The sequence below is a fragment of the Pedobacter sp. KBS0701 genome (genome assembly GCF_005938645.2).
Lineage (GTDB): Bacteria > Bacteroidota > Bacteroidia > Sphingobacteriales > Sphingobacteriaceae > Pedobacter.
In genome coordinates, this window is record NZ_CP042171.1 from 5,205,818 (window position 1) to 5,221,638 (window position 15,821).

Sequence of the window (15,821 nt, forward strand, 5' to 3'; positions counted from 1 at the left end):
TATCTCAAATATTTGTAGATTGCTTTGAATTAACCTCAATCAATCAAACAATGACAAACCTGTTTTTTTTAAGTGCCTGATATCTGCTGAAGGAGCCGGCACAATGTAATTTTTTCAGTAAAACAGCGTTCGCGGGTTTTTATTTCAATGCTGCCAGCAATTTATATTTTTACAGCAACCTCTAAACTAACATATACCCAAAGCCTATGGTTGATGAAAAAGATTGAAAAATATTACAAAATAATTTACTTACATCAATTACGTTTTACTGGCTGGCCGCAAAAAGGCGGGTGCTAGTAACGGATCCTATAAAAAAATATAACAATCGAAAAAAATGGACAAAATTTATAAAGATTACGTCAGCAATAACGAGATAGAATTGCACAGCATTCATGATAAAACTATTAGCTTAACAACGGCAAAAAAACGCGTAAAGCGATGGTTGGAAACGATTGGCAGTATGCCTGAATTTAAAGATAACCCTAAAAAAATACCAAGGGCAATACTAATCTCAATGGATGACATCAAACAATTACAGGAAAAATATACCGGTGCAGTTGGAATAAGAGTGTATTTTGGCCTTGGCGGAGAAGCGCAGCCCACCGTTGGCGATCTGGACGGGCTTATAGTTCCGGTATTGTTGAAAGACACAGGCGAAGCAATAGACCCGATTGAAAATGATACTACCGAAACAGACCTATTGGTATACGACTTTACTACCCCTTGTCCGCCGGTTTGCAATCTGTCAAGTGAGTTATATATCCCTTTTCCTACATCCGACTGACCTTGCTGATCAATATTTATGCAGCTATTTTATATTGCTATAATAGTACCGGCGCTGGTACTGCTACCCATAGTTGCCGGTTTGATAATAAAAGTCTATAAAACCAGCAGCTTTAAAATAATATTATTCTACCTGGTTTTTAGCGGCATAACCAATGTTGCCGAGCGGCTACTGGGCATGCGGCATATCAATAACCTGCCATTATTGCACGTTTATACCATAATTGAATTTTTGTTTATTATGCGATTTTTTCAATTAGCCTTAAACCACCCGGCGACGGTTAGGCTTGCCGGGTGGTTAATGGTTATTTTCCCCGTTTTTGGTATCATTAATTTTGTTTTTATACAGGATATTCATCGGTTTAATTCGTACCCGCGGCCGGTTGCCGCATTAATTATTATTGCTTTCTGTTTGTTTTATTTTTTAAAATACAGCGAAACCGAAAATCAAAAATCATGGGTATATTATCCGCTCACCTGGATAGTAAGCGGCTTGCTGGTTTATTTTGGCAGTTCTCTTTTTTATTTTGCGTTTCTAAATGTACTTATTGAAAAAGTGAGCTCAGCTGTGGCTTATCTTTTTGTTACCATACACGCTACCCTTGTGATGGTGATGTACCTGTTATTTACTACCGGGTTTTTATATGCAAAAAACGAGCGATAATATTTTTATACTGTTGCTGCTAAGCATCGGCGGAGTATTTATGCTGGTTGTTTCATTTGTTGTGATTTTCATCAGGCACCAAAACAAGCTGCTGCGGCAGCAAAGGCAAATACAACAGGCCGAAATTGCCCATCAAAAAGAACTGTTGCAAACGGTTATCGAATCGGAGGAGACCGAACGTAAACGAATAGGACAGGATCTGCACGACGATGTGGGCACTGCGCTCTCGAATTTGCGAATCACTATCGAGATGTTTAACCGCAGCACATCCGCAGACCTCGACAGTTTTAAAAACTCGTGTAAATCAATTATTGATAAGGTGATTTTGGATGTGCGTAATATCTCGCACAACTTGTCTCCGGCGGGCATCTTGCTTTATGGTTTTATTGGCGCGCTGGAAGAATTAAGCGAATTTGTAACACTACACAGTGGCCTGCAGGTCAGCATCAGCAATAAAGCCGGCGACCTCCCTGATCGGCTCAATGAAGCCGCAGCTATTTCATTGTACAGGGTAATGGAAGAGTTGCTGAATAATACGATTAAACACGCTGGGGCTAACCGGGCATACATCAGCTTTGAAACCGAGGGCGGTTATATGAGCGTGAGTTATCAGGATGATGGGCGTGGAATGCCAAAGAATATCAAAACAAAAAAGGGGATTGGTCTGCAGAATATTGAAAGCAGGCTCGGAATTATAGGAGCTGATTTTACCATGGGCCAAAACCAGCTTAGCGGGTTTAGTATGCTGATCAAAATAATACCAGTTATTTAACATGGAAAATATCAGAATAGCCATTGTGGATGATCAAAATATTTTCAGGCAGAGTTTGGGAATGCTGATTAATAGTATCCCTGGCTTTGAATTGGTTACCGATGCGCATAGTGGGCCTGACTTTCTGGAAAAATTAAAGGGCCTGCACACGCTGCCCGATATCGCCCTGATAGATATGAGCATGCCCGGTATGAATGGTATTGAGCTGAATGAAATTTTACAGAAACAGTACCCCCAAATAAAGATTGTGGTATTATCGGTTCTGATACAGGAAAGGCTTATCTCAAAAATGATAGCCGCCGGAGCCGATGCCTATCTTGAAAAAAACTGCAATAAGGACGAATTGATAACCACTATCAATACGGTGCACGCGACCGGTTTTTACATCAATCAGCAAACCATGCAGGCTTTACAGCATACAGCAAATTTCAAGAACAAAAAAAACAGGGAATTGGCGGATATAACAGCAGATATTACAAAGCGAGAAAGGGAAGTGCTTGAGATGATATGTAATGAACTTAGCGCTGCTGAAATTGCCGGGAAATTATATTTAAGCGTACGTACGGTTGAAGGGCACCGCAATAACCTTATTCTCAAAACCGGGTGCCGCAATACCGCCGGCCTTGTGTTGTTTGCTGTAAAAGCAGGCATATTTAGCCTGGATTTATAATTATTGCAAAACTTTGGTTTTGCAATAATTATAAAATGATAAGGTACACCATCGAAAATATTTAATCCTGATAGAGCTACTTTAAGGCAAATTTGCTTACAATAATAGTTTTGAAGTTAATCGCTTGGAAAAAAAATAATTATTTTCATTAGTTTGCTTCGAAATTGCGATTATACAGTTGCTATTTCAAGTTTTCGCACAGACCCTTCTACTTTTACCCAATGACCATTTTCAAGATATTCATATACGGCTTTGCCGCTTTGCCAATCGTCAGTTAAAAGCAATGATGCCTTTAAATTTGGAGCAGGGAGGCCTATCGGCTGAAAATAAGCATACCCAGTTAAATTTGCCATAATTGATGTTTTATGAGGCATAGTGGTCTGAAAATGGTATTCACCCCTGATTTCGTCGTCAGCATCGATGCCCGGCCCACGAAGAGTGGCCGAACCAGTTATCCTTTTGGCACTGTATTGACGATTAAATTAAATTCGATGATTGGAGCAGTACCCACCGGAGAATCGATTAGATAGATCACATGAAAAGTACCGGTTTTTGTTTTGTGTTCTGACATGACTTTACGTTTAAAGTTTTTTAATTTATTTCTTATGTCAAAGTAATGAGGAATGCCTGACCGTTCCCCGCGTAGAAAAACGCGAATGATAAAACAGGTATTTATACTCGCTTTTGTTGTATTAAGTTGGACATCCCGGATCCCATTTAGATTTAACACTTAAGACTGATGAATTCTGCAAGATCAAGATAGCTGATGCCGCTGGCATGATCTGCTGCATCTTGCTGAAGCAATAATGTCATTGCTGAAGCAAAATGAATGCATTTTCAGCTGGGGGCTCTGCCCAATATCTTATAATAAATTGTATAGTATGTACCAGAGAAATTCAGATAAAAATGCTCAGAAACCTCAATTTTACATTGGTGGGCTAATTGAGTATCCCATGAGGATCAATCACGTCAGATTTGGATGCTGCTCCCCAAGTGATCCTACTGGAGCGACAAGCAGACTCAACCATTTGCTTAATTAAGATCATCCGGATGACTATCGTCATCGCATTTTTGCTTGCTGCTTCAAGTTGCTCGTAAAGCGGTCATTGGCGGAGCAGACATGTTTTGATCGTAATTTATGGACTATCCGGATCAAGCTTAAAACGTATTACACCAATGCGGTGCTGATCGTAAGGGTCAAGGATTACCTTAGCCTCAGGTTACCATCATCTCCTCTTGAGATCTGGTCCAACTGAAGCTGCTTCACGTCAATATAAGAAAGTCCGGTATAGCAGCTGAAAATACTTTTTTTATTAAGTTGCTGACCTTTAATTATTTACAAGAATGAGTAAATTTTCGTCTCACTAAAACCAGTCATTCAGAATGAAAAGCCATGGGTATTAATGCGTTATAAAAACCAAAACAAAGTCTTGAAAATCAACGATTTGCACAACAATGTTCTGGTTTGAATCTAAGGAAGTGGTCCCGACGAGAATCGAACTCATATCTAAAGTTTAGGAAACTTCTATTCTATCCGTTGAACTACGGGACCATTTTGTTGCGCAAATATAGTAAAAGTTTTGTCGCAAGAGAATTCATTTTAATAAGGATTTCCCACCAAGAATTGCATTTAATAATTAATTAGAAAGGTTATCTTTCGGGATTATTAGGCATTAGCCGCATTGATAAAAACTGTACTACTCACCATAATAAATCATTTCAATAACTTAATCTTTGTATTATCAAATTGATTGAGAACATGAAACTAACAAAAAATAAAATCCTGATTACAGGAGGCGCAACTGGGATTGGTTTTGGATTAGCTGAAAGGTTTATCCAGGAAAACAACACCGTAATTATTTGCGGACGAAGAGAAGCGGCTTTGAAGGAAGCGGCAGAAAAACTACCTTCGGTTATTACCAAAGTATGCGACCTATCTGATGAAAAGAGCAGAGTTGAGCTGTACAACTGGATTGCTGAAAATCATAGCGATTTAAACGTACTGGTAAACAATGCGGGCATCCAAAGCTGGATGAACATTGGTGATGATGATTTTTATGAGAAAGCAAATCACGAAATTACCACCAATGTTTTAGCACCACTGCACTTAACAAAACTGTTTAGTAATCTGGATGCGCTGGATACAATTATTAATGTAACCTCCGGACTGGCATTTGTGCCTTTATCTACCATACCGGTTTACTGTGGTACCAAAGCATTTATGCGTTCTTTTACACTTTCTTTACGCCATAGCCTTAAAGATTCGAAAATAGAAGTGATTGAGATGATTCCGCCAGCCTTAAACACTGATTTGGGAGGAAAAGGAATCCACGATGCACACCCTCCCGTGAGTGAGTTTGTAGCATCGGTAGTTGAACAGATGAAAGAAGGTAAAACAGAACTGACTTTCGGTACAAGCAGCGACCGGGCAAAAGCGAATAATGATGCAATAACCGATTATTTTAACCGAATGAACCCCTAACGAAAGAAAGTAAGTTTACATCGCATCAGGATAAATAATAATAAAAGCCATTTGAAATTAATCAAATGGCTTTATATTTTAGTGCAGGTAAACACTACCTGATTACACTACCTTCCTGAAACTTTTCTACAGGTGCTACAAAAGTGAGTTTTCCTTCAGCATTTTCGGCCATTAAAATCATGCCTTGCGATAGAATCCCTTTGATTTCGCGTGGAGCAAGATTTATGATCATACTTACCTGTTTACCTACAATATCTTCAGGTTTGTAATATTCAGCGATGCCAGAAACCACAGTTCTTTCATCAATGCCTGTATTTACCGTTAACTTCAACAGCTTTTTGGTTTTCTCTACCTTTTCTGCTGCTACAATAGTGGCTACACGGATATCCATTGCCGAGAAATCGTCAAACTGGATATTTTCTTTTGCCGGAACAGCAACCACATTATTAGCAGCATTACTGGCTTTACTTTGATTTAATTTCTCGATCTGGAAGTCGATTTCTGCATCTTCAATTTTATCAAATAAGAGCACAGCTTCTCCAATATCGTGACCACGTTTTAACAGGCTAACAGTACCAGCATCATCCCAATCATGGCCGCCATTTTTAAGCATCTTCATTAATTTTTCTGCTGTAAAAGGCATAAAAGGTTCGATCAGGATCTGAATATTGGCCGCTATTTGAAGTGCAATATGCAAGATCGTTCTAACACGGTCTTCATCGGTTTTAATGAGTTTCCATGGCTCGGTTTCGGCCAGGTACTTATTCCCTAAACGGGCAACATTCATTACTTCTGATAATGCCTCTCTAAAACGGTAGTTTTCTATAGATGCAGAAATTTTTGCCGGGTAACCGGCCAATTCGTCAATAACAGCCTGGTCTACCTCAGCAATTTCCATACAGGTTGGTACCGAACCGCCAAAGTATTTATGTGTAAGCACCACCACCCGGTTTACAAAATTCCCAAGTATAGCTACCAGTTCATTGTTGTTTCTTGCCTGAAAATCTTTCCAGGTAAAATCATTGTCTTTAGTCTCAGGAGCTGTTGCTGTTAATACATAACGCAATACATCTTGTTTTCCTTCAAACTCTCTTAAATATTCATTTAACCAAACTGCCCAGTTTTTAGAAGTCGATATTTTTTGTCCTTCCAGGTTTAAGAATTCGTTTGCGGGCACATTATCAGCCAAGGTATATTCACCGTGTGCCATTAACATGGCAGGGAAAATAATGCAATGGAAAACAATATTATCTTTACCAATAAAGTGGACCAACTTGGTTTCGTCGCTTTTCCAGTATTCTTCCCAACCACATTTATCGTTTTCGTAACTGCTGATGTAATATTCCTCGGCTTTAGGATTCCACACATCGAGCTTGGCATAGTTACACAGCTCTTTAGTTGCAGAAATATAACCAATAGGGGCATCAAACCACACATAAAGTACTTTACCTTCAGCATCGCGAAGTGGAACGCGTACACCCCAATCCAAATCTCTGGTCATTGCTCTTGGCTGTAAACCTGCATTTAACCAGCTTTGGCATTGGCCGTATACATTCGGGCGCCATTCTTTGTGGCTTTCGATATAGGTACGTAAACGGTCTTCATACTTATCCAGCGGCAGAAACCAGTTTTTAGTTTCTTTTAAAATGGGTTTATCGCCTGATAGGGTAGATTTTGGATTGATCAGATCGGTTGCATTGAGTGTAGAACCGCAATTTTCGCACTGATCGCCATAAGCATTTTCGTTACCGCATTTAGGGCAGGTACCTGTAATATAACGATCGGCCAGAAATTGTTTCGCAGTGGCATCGTAATATTGCTCGGTAACCTCTTCCGTAAAAACACCTTTATCGTAAAGGGTTTCGAAGAAATCAGCAGCCGTTTGGTGATGGGTAAGCGATGAGGTACGGTGATAGATATCGAAAGATACACCAAACTCTTTAAAAGAATCGCCAATAATTTTATGGTACTTATCTACCACTTCCTGGGGTGTAATTCCTTCTCTTTTGGCTTTTAAAGTAATGGGCACACCATTTTCGTCAGATCCACAGATGAATTTTACATCTCGTTTATTCGATCTTAAATAACGGGCATAAATATCTGCAGGGATGTAAACACCAGCCAGATGCCCAATATGAACTGGTCCATTGGTATATGGAAGCGCCGCAGTTACGGTATATCTTTTTATTTTACTATTATCCAAAACAATTTTTATTAATTTGGCAAAGATAAGTGTTTTGAAGATGATTAAGCAGCCCCCGTATTTAAAAAAAGGAGATAAGATTGCGCTGGTATGTCCGGCAAAGAAATTACCCAAACCTATAGACCATGCCATAGCACGATTAGAAAGCTGGGGTTTGGAGGTGATTATTGGCGATAGTGTATACGCAAGTCACCACCAATTTGCGGGAAGTGATGCTTTAAGGACCAAAGATATTCAGCGCTTTATAGATGATTCATCTATAAAAGCCATCATTTCTGGCCGCGGGGGTTATGGCACCATCCGGATTATTGATGATCTGGACTTTACGGAGTTTAACAAAAATCCTAAATGGTTTGTAGGCTTCAGTGATATTACCGTCCTGCTATCACACCTGATTGCGCAATGCAATAGCCAGTGCATACACGCACAAATGCCTTATACATTTGAGGAATCTACACCAGAAGCTTTACTTTCTTTACAGAGGGCATTATTTGGTGAAAAACAGGCCTATTTTTATCAAAGTTCGTTTAAGAACAGGGCAGGAGAGGCAACAGGAATTTTGATTGGTGGAAATTTAAGTTTGCTCACCATGGTACAGGGCTCGGTTTCGGAAATGGATTTTACCGACAAAATACTCTTTTTGGAGGATGTTGGCGAGCAGGAATATGGTATAGATCGTATGTTGCGTATGTTGAAAAGAGCGGGTAAGCTACATGCTTTAAAGGGCTTGATTATTGGTGCCTTTAATGAAATTGAAGAAGAAAAAATCTCTTTCGGGCAAACCGCTGATGAGGTAATTTGGGACATTGTTAAGGAATATGATTATCCAGTTTGTTTTAACTTCCCCACAGGGCATATCGAAAACAACCTATGCATGACTTTAGGCGCTGAAGTAGCTTTATATGTAGAAACCAATAACGTTCAATTTAAATATTTATAAGATGGCAATTTTAGACAATTTAGGAAAATACCGCAATACAGGCTTGTTACTGATCCGTATTGGTTTAGGAATAATGTTTATTATTCATGGTTTCCCGAAACTTGCAGGCGGACCAAATGGCTGGACTGGTTTAGGCGGAAGCATGAAAGTAATCGGCATAGATTTTTTACCTGTATTTTGGGGCTTTATGGCTGCAGCTACCGAAACCTTTGGTGGTTTCCTGTTGATTGTAGGATTATTTTTCCGTCCGGCACTAATCTTATTAATCTTTACGATGATTATCGCAGCTTTGGTACATTTCGGCAAAGGAGATGGGTTAGGCGGTGCCAGCCACGCAATTGAGTTGGCTATTGTATTTTTCGGGTTGATTTTTATTGGCCCGGGGAAATATAGTGTAGATAAGAAGTAAGCTTAATTTTTTTCAATTTAAAAATAAGGCCTGAAAATTTCAGGCCTTATTTTATAAAATTATCCGGTAATGGTGATCGTAAAAAAGCGTTTTACCGTCTGTCCATTACCAAGGGTGGCCGTAACCGTTAAAACAACCGCCCCACTTGTACCAGAGGTAGGGAGTGGAGCATCAGCCGCACCACGTAAATCTTTTACCAGTTTAGTAAAGGTATAAGAACCGCCACTTACTGTAGCGGTACCCAGATTGTTAATAACCGTACCTGTTGGCGTAGTAAATGAAAGTGTTTTCACATCTCCACTATAAGTAATTACAATATTTACAGTTCCTGTTCCTTTTATGGTAGGGGTAGCTGAAGCATAACTTGAATATGTACCCGATACCGTGTTTAAATTACCATCAAAAGTAATGGTAGCGGCTGTATCAAGTGTTTCAGGTTGCTTTGGATCTTTTTTGCATGAGGCCAGGCCTAATATTGATGCAAATAATATGATTAAAATTCTTTTCATAGTTATAATTATTTATCCCAGAATACAGATTTTACGAATACTGAAGGTCGGGCTGGTGTGTTAGGATTGTAGCTTCTTTCGTTAAATGAATATGGCAATATGCGCGGAACGGATGTTGAGGGGGATACCGGAGATAATACAGGAAAACCTGTTCTTCTCCAGTCCGTCCAGGGCTCTATGGCAACCCCAAAGTTAGACACAAACTTTTCCTCGATAATTTTTTGTAGCGCATCGCCTGTTGCCAAAGTTCCATTTGTTGAAGCCAGATAAGTAGCTAAACCGGCGGTTACAGCCGCAGCTTCTGTTCCATCTGAAAACTCAATCGCACTTGCAAATGACGCGTTTATACCTGCTTTATAATAAGTATCTGCTGTGGTTAAATCATTTCCTCCGTTTGTTCTGGCAAAATATTCAGCTAAAATCTGATTTTGCTCAGCAAATGTTAACATTCTTATTGGTGCTTCGCCAGAATATGTACCTGCTGAAAGTTTTCCTCGAAGGTAAGTGCTCATGCGCGAAAAGGAAGTACTTACCACTATATCACCATTTCCATTCGTGGCTCCAACATAAGTAGCTCCCAGTAAGGTAAAAAATGAATTTCTCCTGCTATCGCTCTTGGCATTCATGATATCAACCAAAGTTTTACTCGGAAAAAACTGGTTTGGTCTTGATCCTTCAAATTGGTGAATAGGGTTGGTTTGATTGGCAGAACTTAAAAACCGCATTTGAAAATTGTCGGTATTTGCCCTTAACAGCTTATTGGTAGCTAATATAGCGGTTATACCCGTTTTAGCTCTTGTTGCATCTGCTGCCGTTCCATTGGTAGAAAAGTAGTGAATATACATTCTTAGTTTTAAAGCATTTCCAAAACGTTCCCATTTATCCATATCACCGCCATAAAATAAATCATCAGTTGCAGGTGCCAATAAAGATGCTTTTTTGATATCAGCAATACCTTCATCAATTAAGCTAAATACATTATCATAAATCGTTGACGATCCATCGAACTTTGGTTTTAGGTTTGCTTCATAACCAATGGCTTCTGTGTAGGGAAGATCTCCAAATGCATCAACATGCGTTTGATAAATGTATGCTTTTACCAATTCTGCAACACCTGCATATTTTGGACTTGTTGATTTGGTTTTTTCGATCACCTTTTGCAAATCAGCCAAAGTACCTGCAAAAGTAGCTTCCCAGGTATTATTGATATCACTTTCACCTATGGCATATTTATCATATTGCGTGGGTTGGGCTGCACCACCTCCTTGTGCTGCAAACTGCTGCACCCATAAGGAAGTGAAACGATGTATATCGGAGCCCATAGTAAATCCTAACCTACCTTGCGCAGCAGGTAAAACCAAACTTGCATCAGGATCTTTTAATCGTGTAGGATCATCATTAATGTCTACAAATTTTTTGCACGAGCTCAGTCCTGTTATGGCTAATGCCAATCCAAAAACTATTTTCTTTATATTAATTTTCATATTTAAACTCTCCTAATACTAAAATGATAATTTTAAAAATCCACCATAGGTTCTTGTTTGAGGCTGGCCGTTATACTCAATCCCCTGTCCGTTACCCACACCCAAAAGGTTGTTCTCCGGATCTAAGTGAGGGAAATTAGGCGCATACATCAATAGGTTTCTTCCTGTTAAACCAACATTAATCCCTTTTATAAAGCTTAGTTTGTTTAATAATTTGCCTGGGATGCGATAAGATAGCGTCGCTTCCCTCAACCTGATCCAGGAACCGTCAAAAACCGCATATTGCTGTGCTGCTGAAGAATACAAATCGCTATAGTATTGTTCGGCCGTAATTAAGGTATTGTTTGGCGTACCATCAGCATATACGGCATTGTGCACATATAAACGATCTCTGTTACCTGTTTCTGCAGCAACACCATATCTTCTTAAATCAGTAATTGTTCTCGAATAAATATCGCCGCCATAACGGATATCGGCAAATAAACTTAATGATAAACCTTTGTAAGAGAAGGTTGTATTTACACCACCCGTCCATTTTGGATTTGGATCACCAATCGGCTGTAATTCTGTGGTATTGATCTGGCCAGAGCTTAACCTACCATTTGCATCCACAACATCCTTACCATTAAGTTTTTTAAATACCTGACCGAATAGTGTTCCATACTGATATCCGGTAACAATGCGGCCCTGAGGATTGGTAAAACCACCGTTACCAATAAATGGTACACCCGGAGCCAGTTCTACCACTTCGTTTCTTCCTTTGGTAAAGTTTACAGATAAATCCCAGTTAAAGTTTCTCGATTTTACCGGTGTTCCACTGATCAACAACTCGATACCATGGGCTTTTAAGGTTCCGGCATTTAACAGGGTACTGCTAAAACCAGAAGAGGGCGCGCTAGGGACAGAAAATATAATGTCGGTACTTTTGGTACTATAGTACGCAACATCGATACTTAATCTGTCTTTTAAAAGCTTAGCCTCTAAACCAACTTCTCTTGAAGCCGTAAATTCAGGTTTAATATTAATGTTACCAGCAGCATTTGAAAAAGTTTGACCATTTACCCCATTAAATGGAAATATTAAATTTGGCCCAAAACCATCAGAAGGACCTGCAGTACCAAAATAGGTGCCTGTACTGTAAATTGGTGCTTCTCTACCTACCTTCGCGTAGTTAGCCCTGATTTTCAAATAAGTTAAAATATCATTTTGTTTTAACTGAGGGAAAGCCTCTGTTGCGATAAAACTGGCATCTAATTTAGGATAAAAATAACTTCTTTTATCAGGGGCAAAGGTTGAAGAAACATCTCTACGTCCTGTAAACGACAGATATACAAAAGATTTATAATCTAAACTAACATCGGCATACACTCCCACCAAACTTTGTTCTCGTATAGTTTGAAGCGGAACATAAGTCAAGGTATTAGAGATATTGTAGTTATGTGCTGCCTGTATGCCATTACCCGTAACTTGTAACTGATCTGTTCTTCTGTAGTTAATCTCGTTACCCAATAAAAATCTGGCGCCAAAGTCTTTTAAAAACCTTTTGCTGGCCACCAAATTGAAGTACGAACTTACCTCACGCCTGTTGGTGGTGTTATCTATAATGGAACCAGCCCTACTTGCCGATTGGTTATTGTTAGAAGATTTTTCATTAATAGTTTTCGATACATTGGTATATTGATCGATACCAATTTTATAATTAGCACTTAACCAGTCTGCTATTTTATAATCTAAACCAACATTACCAATAGCCCGGTCTATCTTTTGCTTATATAAAACATATTTAATTGACCATAGCGGGTTATCTGTGCCTAAAACATTATAATAAGTATAACCCGCATTATTAACACGGTTGCTTGGTATATTATTTAAACCTGCTGCCGTTTCAAATGGATAATTTGCAAGGTTGTACGTTCTCGGCAAAGTCATACCATCAAATAACGGATTAGACCTTGCATTACCTGTAGGGGTACCTACAGAATTATTATGAATGTACTGAATCGAAGAACTAATGGTTAAATTTTTACTCAATTGTGTACTGGCATTAACGGTAAAGTTATTTTTAGCCAAAGTATTATTATCGATATACCCACTTTCTTTAAAATTTCCATAATTAAAGTAATAAGCCGTTTTTTCGGTACCACCAGAAAAAGTAACATTGTTCTGTAGATTATAACCTCCTTTAAATATATCCTTAACATTATCCGGATAAGCGGTAAGGGTTTCTGGGTTACCAAGGTAATTGGTAACTGTTTGTCCTGTTATTTTAGCCCCCCACGACATTTGCGAAAAAGAATCATATAATCCATTTGCACCCTGAGAATATTGATTTTGATAATCCGGTAAACGGTTAACCTCTATATAATTGTAGTTACTGCTTAATTCTACTTTTCCGGCCTGTCCTCTACTTCCTTTTTTAGTAGTTACAATTACCGCCCCGGCAACAGCCCTGGAGCCATAAAGTACGGCGGCAGCTGGTCCTTTCAAAATCGTTACCGACTCAATGTCATCCTGGTTTAGATCAATACCCCTGTTTGAATTTGTACTTCCCGTATTTACGGATTGGTCACCTCCACCATTATCAATTGGAATACCATCTAACACCCATAGCGGCTGGTTCGATCCGGTAAAAGTGGTGGCCTGCCTGATATTAATATTTGATGATGCTCCTGTTGCACCGCCGGTTGATAGAATTTTTACACCCGCTACTTTACCTGCTAAAGCATTTACCACATTGGTTGAACGACCAGCGGTTAATTTTGAGGCATCAATGGTAGTAGCTGCGTAACCTAAAGATTTGGCTTCTCTTTTTTGGCCTAATGCCGTTACCACAACTTCTGATAGTGACTTTGAATCTGTTTCTAAAGATGCATTTACAACGCTACCCCTGATGGCAATTTCTTGAATTGAATAGCCTACCGAAGAAAAAATTAGCACTTTGGCGCCAGCACTTACCTTGATGGAAAATTTACCTGCGGCATTTGTAGAAACGCCAGAGTTTGACGCATCTTTAATTCGTACACTTACGCCAGGGAGCGGTAATCCATCTTCCTGAGCCGTAACTGTTCCAGTGATTGTTCGGTCTTGCGCTATTGCTGAGGTGGCAATAAATAGCAATATGAACAAACTTTGTAGAAGTTTTTTCATAAAAAAGTTTAGTTTAGTTAATAATACAATATAGAATTTAGTATTTTGTAATACAAATTTTACGATTTAATTTTCAGTCATCGATCAAAGTGCTTATCATATAGATGACAAGCTACTTGTTATAAAAAAAAGACCGCTATTATTTGTATATAAATTTGCCAGCTACATAATTGAATTGGGTATTGTATTTCGGATTGATTTTTATTGGTCATCGTGTGGATAAGAAGTAGTCTGAACATGATATTACGACAAAAGCCATCATTATGCTGGCTTTTGTCGTAAATAAAATTCACAGTTAAATTAATTCGGAACGGCCAACTTATTATTTTGAATCTCGGTTGCAGAAATTGGCCAGATATAACCAGCAGTATTGAATGGAATAGCTGGAGCAGTACCTTGAGGACCACTTTTTGCTACGAAACCCGCACCTAACCTCATCACATCCGGAGATCTGAAACCTTCACCCAAAAGCTCAATTCTTCTTTCGGTAAGGATGGTATTTTTTAAGTTAGCAGGTAATAAATCGGTCGCAGGAAACACATATGTTGGATTTGAACGTTGCCTAACAGCTGTTAACAGTGAAATAGAACGTACCGGATCAGAAACTACGGTCGCCTCCGCCAGGTTTAGTAATACCTCTGCATATCTAATTACCGGGACGTAATCAGTATATGGCGATGGTTTTTTAAACTTAGTTAAATAGGTGTTTGCGCCCACTGCGCTGGTAAGTGTCTTCCTGGCATCAACTGATGCTGCGGCAAATGCAGCATTACCAAATATCCCTGCAGTATTCAAGTAATATTCCTGATTACCACCGGCACTTTCAATATTATAATAATAAGCCAATTGGTTTTGTGTTCCAGGTGCATCAAGATCAGACATAGGAAAAGTTAAAAGGGCTTCAGGTCCAATATAACTTCCACCAAATACCGTTGCAATATTGGTTTCTAATTTGTTGGCTACACCGGTTGATGCGACAAAAGGAGCTGTAGCACTAACAATTTTATTGGCTTCAGTTACAACTAATGGCAAATTACCCATTGATAGATATACCCTGGTTTTTAATGCAATTGCTGTATTTCTAGACGCTCTGGTTGCAACTAATGTCAAAGCCAGGTCTGGTTCAGCTTCATCTAAATCTTTTAAAATTTGGGCATATACCTCTGCTACGGTGCTTCTTTTTAAATCGTTGCCAGTTAAATCTTTTTCAGCCCTAAGTCTTAATGGCACACCTAAACTAGATCCATTATCTGTAATGTAAGGTTTGGCATAAAGCTGCAATAAACTGTAGTAAGAAAGCGCACGCATTACTTTAGCCTCAGCAATGTACTGTTTTGCCACTGCTGGAGTAAGTAAAGCTGCATTAGCATTAATCCCTTCCATTACCAGATTTGCCCTATTAATAGCGGCATACATCGCCCCCCATAAACCTGTAACCTCGCTTGTATTTGAGGTTACGTTAAATCTCCATGTTTCTAAATTGGTTACCCCATTTGGCTTGTTTACGATAAAATCTTCTCCCCTAATATCGTTATAAATAAGGTAGCGGCCGCCATAAAAGTTACCGCTCTTAACTCCGGCATAAACACCACGAAGTTCAGAAAGGATACGATCAGGGCTAGAAAAAGCCTCTTCAGTTGGCAATGAGGTTTTTGGAGCTGTATTTAAGAAATCCTTTTTACACGAAGTAGTAAACAGCAATGGCGCAGCTATAAAAAGGTATTTTATTTTATTATTTATATTAATCTTCATGACTGT

General features: G+C 39.0%; 14 protein-coding genes and 1 tRNA gene. 7 read left to right on the top strand and 8 right to left on the bottom strand.

Annotation, left to right across the window (positions count from 1 at the left end; genetic code table 11):
* Positions 1-334 precede the first annotated feature (334 nt).
* The 4 genes from FFJ24_RS21020 to FFJ24_RS21035 are packed head-to-tail and all read left to right on the top strand — an operon-like array spanning position 335 to position 2,889.
* The gene (locus FFJ24_RS21020; RefSeq protein ID WP_138819113.1) at positions 335-784 is read left to right on the top strand and encodes a hypothetical protein; all 450 of its coding nucleotides are present in this window, start codon (positions 335-337) and stop codon (positions 782-784) included.
* An 18-nt stretch (positions 785-802) separates the two neighbouring features.
* Positions 803-1,447 carry a hypothetical protein gene (locus tag FFJ24_RS21025; protein WP_138819114.1) on the top strand — a complete coding sequence of 215 codons (645 nt, stop codon included), beginning with the start codon at positions 803-805 and terminating at the stop codon, positions 1,445-1,447.
* Positions 1,428-2,219 carry a sensor histidine kinase gene (locus FFJ24_RS21030; RefSeq protein WP_138819115.1) on the top strand — a complete coding sequence of 264 codons (792 nt, stop codon included), beginning with the start codon at positions 1,428-1,430 and terminating at the stop codon, positions 2,217-2,219. The genes FFJ24_RS21025 and FFJ24_RS21030 overlap by 20 nt, the downstream gene beginning before the upstream one ends.
* Before the next feature lies 1 nt (position 2,220).
* A complete protein-coding gene (locus FFJ24_RS21035) occupies positions 2,221-2,889 on the top strand; it encodes a response regulator transcription factor (RefSeq protein ID WP_138819116.1) in 669 nt (222 codons plus the stop codon).
* Positions 2,890-3,059: 170 nt separating this feature from the next.
* Here FFJ24_RS21035 and FFJ24_RS21040 read toward each other — a convergent pair whose 3' ends face one another.
* The 3 genes from FFJ24_RS21040 to FFJ24_RS21045 all read right to left on the bottom strand — a co-directional run bounded on the left by FFJ24_RS21040 (position 3,060) and on the right by FFJ24_RS21045 (position 4,441).
* The gene (locus FFJ24_RS21040; RefSeq protein ID WP_138819117.1) at positions 3,060-3,344 is read right to left on the bottom strand and encodes a DUF1842 domain-containing protein; all 285 of its coding nucleotides are present in this window, start codon (positions 3,342-3,344) and stop codon (positions 3,060-3,062) included.
* On the bottom strand, positions 3,341-3,460 hold the full coding sequence (locus FFJ24_RS26570; protein ID WP_246862673.1) for a DUF1842 domain-containing protein: 120 nt from the start codon (positions 3,458-3,460) through the stop codon (positions 3,341-3,343). Before FFJ24_RS26570 ends, FFJ24_RS21040 begins: the two co-directional genes overlap by 4 nt.
* Positions 3,461-4,369: 909 nt before the next feature.
* Positions 4,370-4,441: transfer RNA gene (locus tag FFJ24_RS21045), tRNA-Arg, on the bottom strand.
* Between the two features lie 207 nt (positions 4,442-4,648).
* On the opposite strand from FFJ24_RS21045, the gene FFJ24_RS21050 reads away from it, so the two are divergent.
* Positions 4,649-5,371: an SDR family oxidoreductase gene (locus tag FFJ24_RS21050; protein WP_138819118.1), complete on the top strand. Its 723-nt coding sequence runs from the start codon at positions 4,649-4,651 to the stop codon at positions 5,369-5,371.
* A 94-nt stretch (positions 5,372-5,465) separates the two neighbouring features.
* On the opposite strand, the gene metG is transcribed toward FFJ24_RS21050, so the two are convergent.
* Positions 5,466-7,574 (bottom strand): methionine--tRNA ligase, encoded by a 2,109-nt coding sequence (gene metG, locus FFJ24_RS21055; protein WP_138819119.1) that lies wholly within the window; start codon positions 7,572-7,574, stop codon positions 5,466-5,468.
* A 40-nt stretch (positions 7,575-7,614) separates the two neighbouring features.
* Between metG and FFJ24_RS21060 the strand changes: the two genes are divergently transcribed.
* Positions 7,615-8,514, top strand: a complete 900-nt coding sequence (locus tag FFJ24_RS21060) for an LD-carboxypeptidase (protein WP_138819120.1) — start codon at positions 7,615-7,617, stop codon at positions 8,512-8,514.
* Between the two features lies 1 nt (position 8,515).
* Positions 8,516-8,923 carry a DoxX family protein gene (locus FFJ24_RS21065; RefSeq protein ID WP_138819121.1) on the top strand — a complete coding sequence of 136 codons (408 nt, stop codon included), beginning with the start codon at positions 8,516-8,518 and terminating at the stop codon, positions 8,921-8,923.
* Positions 8,924-8,982: 59 nt separating this feature from the next.
* Here FFJ24_RS21065 and FFJ24_RS21070 read toward each other — a convergent pair whose 3' ends face one another.
* From FFJ24_RS21070 to FFJ24_RS21085, 4 genes are all read right to left on the bottom strand, one after another.
* Entirely contained in the window at positions 8,983-9,432 is a 450-nt protein-coding gene (locus FFJ24_RS21070; RefSeq protein WP_138819122.1) for a hypothetical protein, read from the bottom strand.
* A gap of 8 nt (positions 9,433-9,440) precedes the next feature.
* Entirely contained in the window at positions 9,441-10,916 is a 1,476-nt protein-coding gene (locus FFJ24_RS21075) for a SusD/RagB family nutrient-binding outer membrane lipoprotein (RefSeq protein ID WP_138819123.1), read from the bottom strand.
* Between the two features lie 18 nt (positions 10,917-10,934).
* Positions 10,935-14,063, bottom strand: a complete 3,129-nt coding sequence (locus FFJ24_RS21080) for a SusC/RagA family TonB-linked outer membrane protein (protein ID WP_138819124.1) — start codon at positions 14,061-14,063, stop codon at positions 10,935-10,937.
* Between the two features lie 300 nt (positions 14,064-14,363).
* Complete coding sequence (locus FFJ24_RS21085; RefSeq protein WP_138819125.1) at positions 14,364-15,815, bottom strand: RagB/SusD family nutrient uptake outer membrane protein; 1,452 nt, start codon at positions 15,813-15,815, stop codon at positions 14,364-14,366.
* Positions 15,816-15,821 lie beyond the last annotated feature (6 nt).

What these genes read in the sequence shown, in the direction of transcription:
- FFJ24_RS21060 (WP_138819120.1), top strand. Translation starts at nt 7,615, where the DNA reads ATGATTAAGCAGCCCCCGTATTTAAAAAAAGGAGATAAGATTGCGCTG.
- FFJ24_RS21020 (WP_138819113.1), top strand. Translation starts at nt 335, where the DNA reads ATGGACAAAATTTATAAAGATTACGTCAGCAATAACGAGATAGAATTG.
- FFJ24_RS21030 (WP_138819115.1), top strand. Translation starts at nt 1,428, where the DNA reads ATGCAAAAAACGAGCGATAATATTTTTATACTGTTGCTGCTAAGCATC.
- FFJ24_RS21075 (WP_138819123.1), bottom strand. Translation starts at nt 10,916, where the DNA reads ATGAAAATTAATATAAAGAAAATAGTTTTTGGATTGGCATTAGCCATA.
- FFJ24_RS21035 (WP_138819116.1), top strand. Translation starts at nt 2,221, where the DNA reads ATGGAAAATATCAGAATAGCCATTGTGGATGATCAAAATATTTTCAGG.
- FFJ24_RS26570 (WP_246862673.1), bottom strand. Translation starts at nt 3,460, where the DNA reads ATGTCAGAACACAAAACAAAAACCGGTACTTTTCATGTGATCTATCTA.
- FFJ24_RS21065 (WP_138819121.1), top strand. Translation starts at nt 8,516, where the DNA reads ATGGCAATTTTAGACAATTTAGGAAAATACCGCAATACAGGCTTGTTA.
- FFJ24_RS21070 (WP_138819122.1), bottom strand. Translation starts at nt 9,432, where the DNA reads ATGAAAAGAATTTTAATCATATTATTTGCATCAATATTAGGCCTGGCC.
- FFJ24_RS21080 (WP_138819124.1), bottom strand. Translation starts at nt 14,063, where the DNA reads ATGAAAAAACTTCTACAAAGTTTGTTCATATTGCTATTTATTGCCACC.
- FFJ24_RS21050 (WP_138819118.1), top strand. Translation starts at nt 4,649, where the DNA reads ATGAAACTAACAAAAAATAAAATCCTGATTACAGGAGGCGCAACTGGG.
- FFJ24_RS21025 (WP_138819114.1), top strand. Translation starts at nt 803, where the DNA reads ATGCAGCTATTTTATATTGCTATAATAGTACCGGCGCTGGTACTGCTA.
- FFJ24_RS21085 (WP_138819125.1), bottom strand. Translation starts at nt 15,815, where the DNA reads ATGAAGATTAATATAAATAATAAAATAAAATACCTTTTTATAGCTGCG.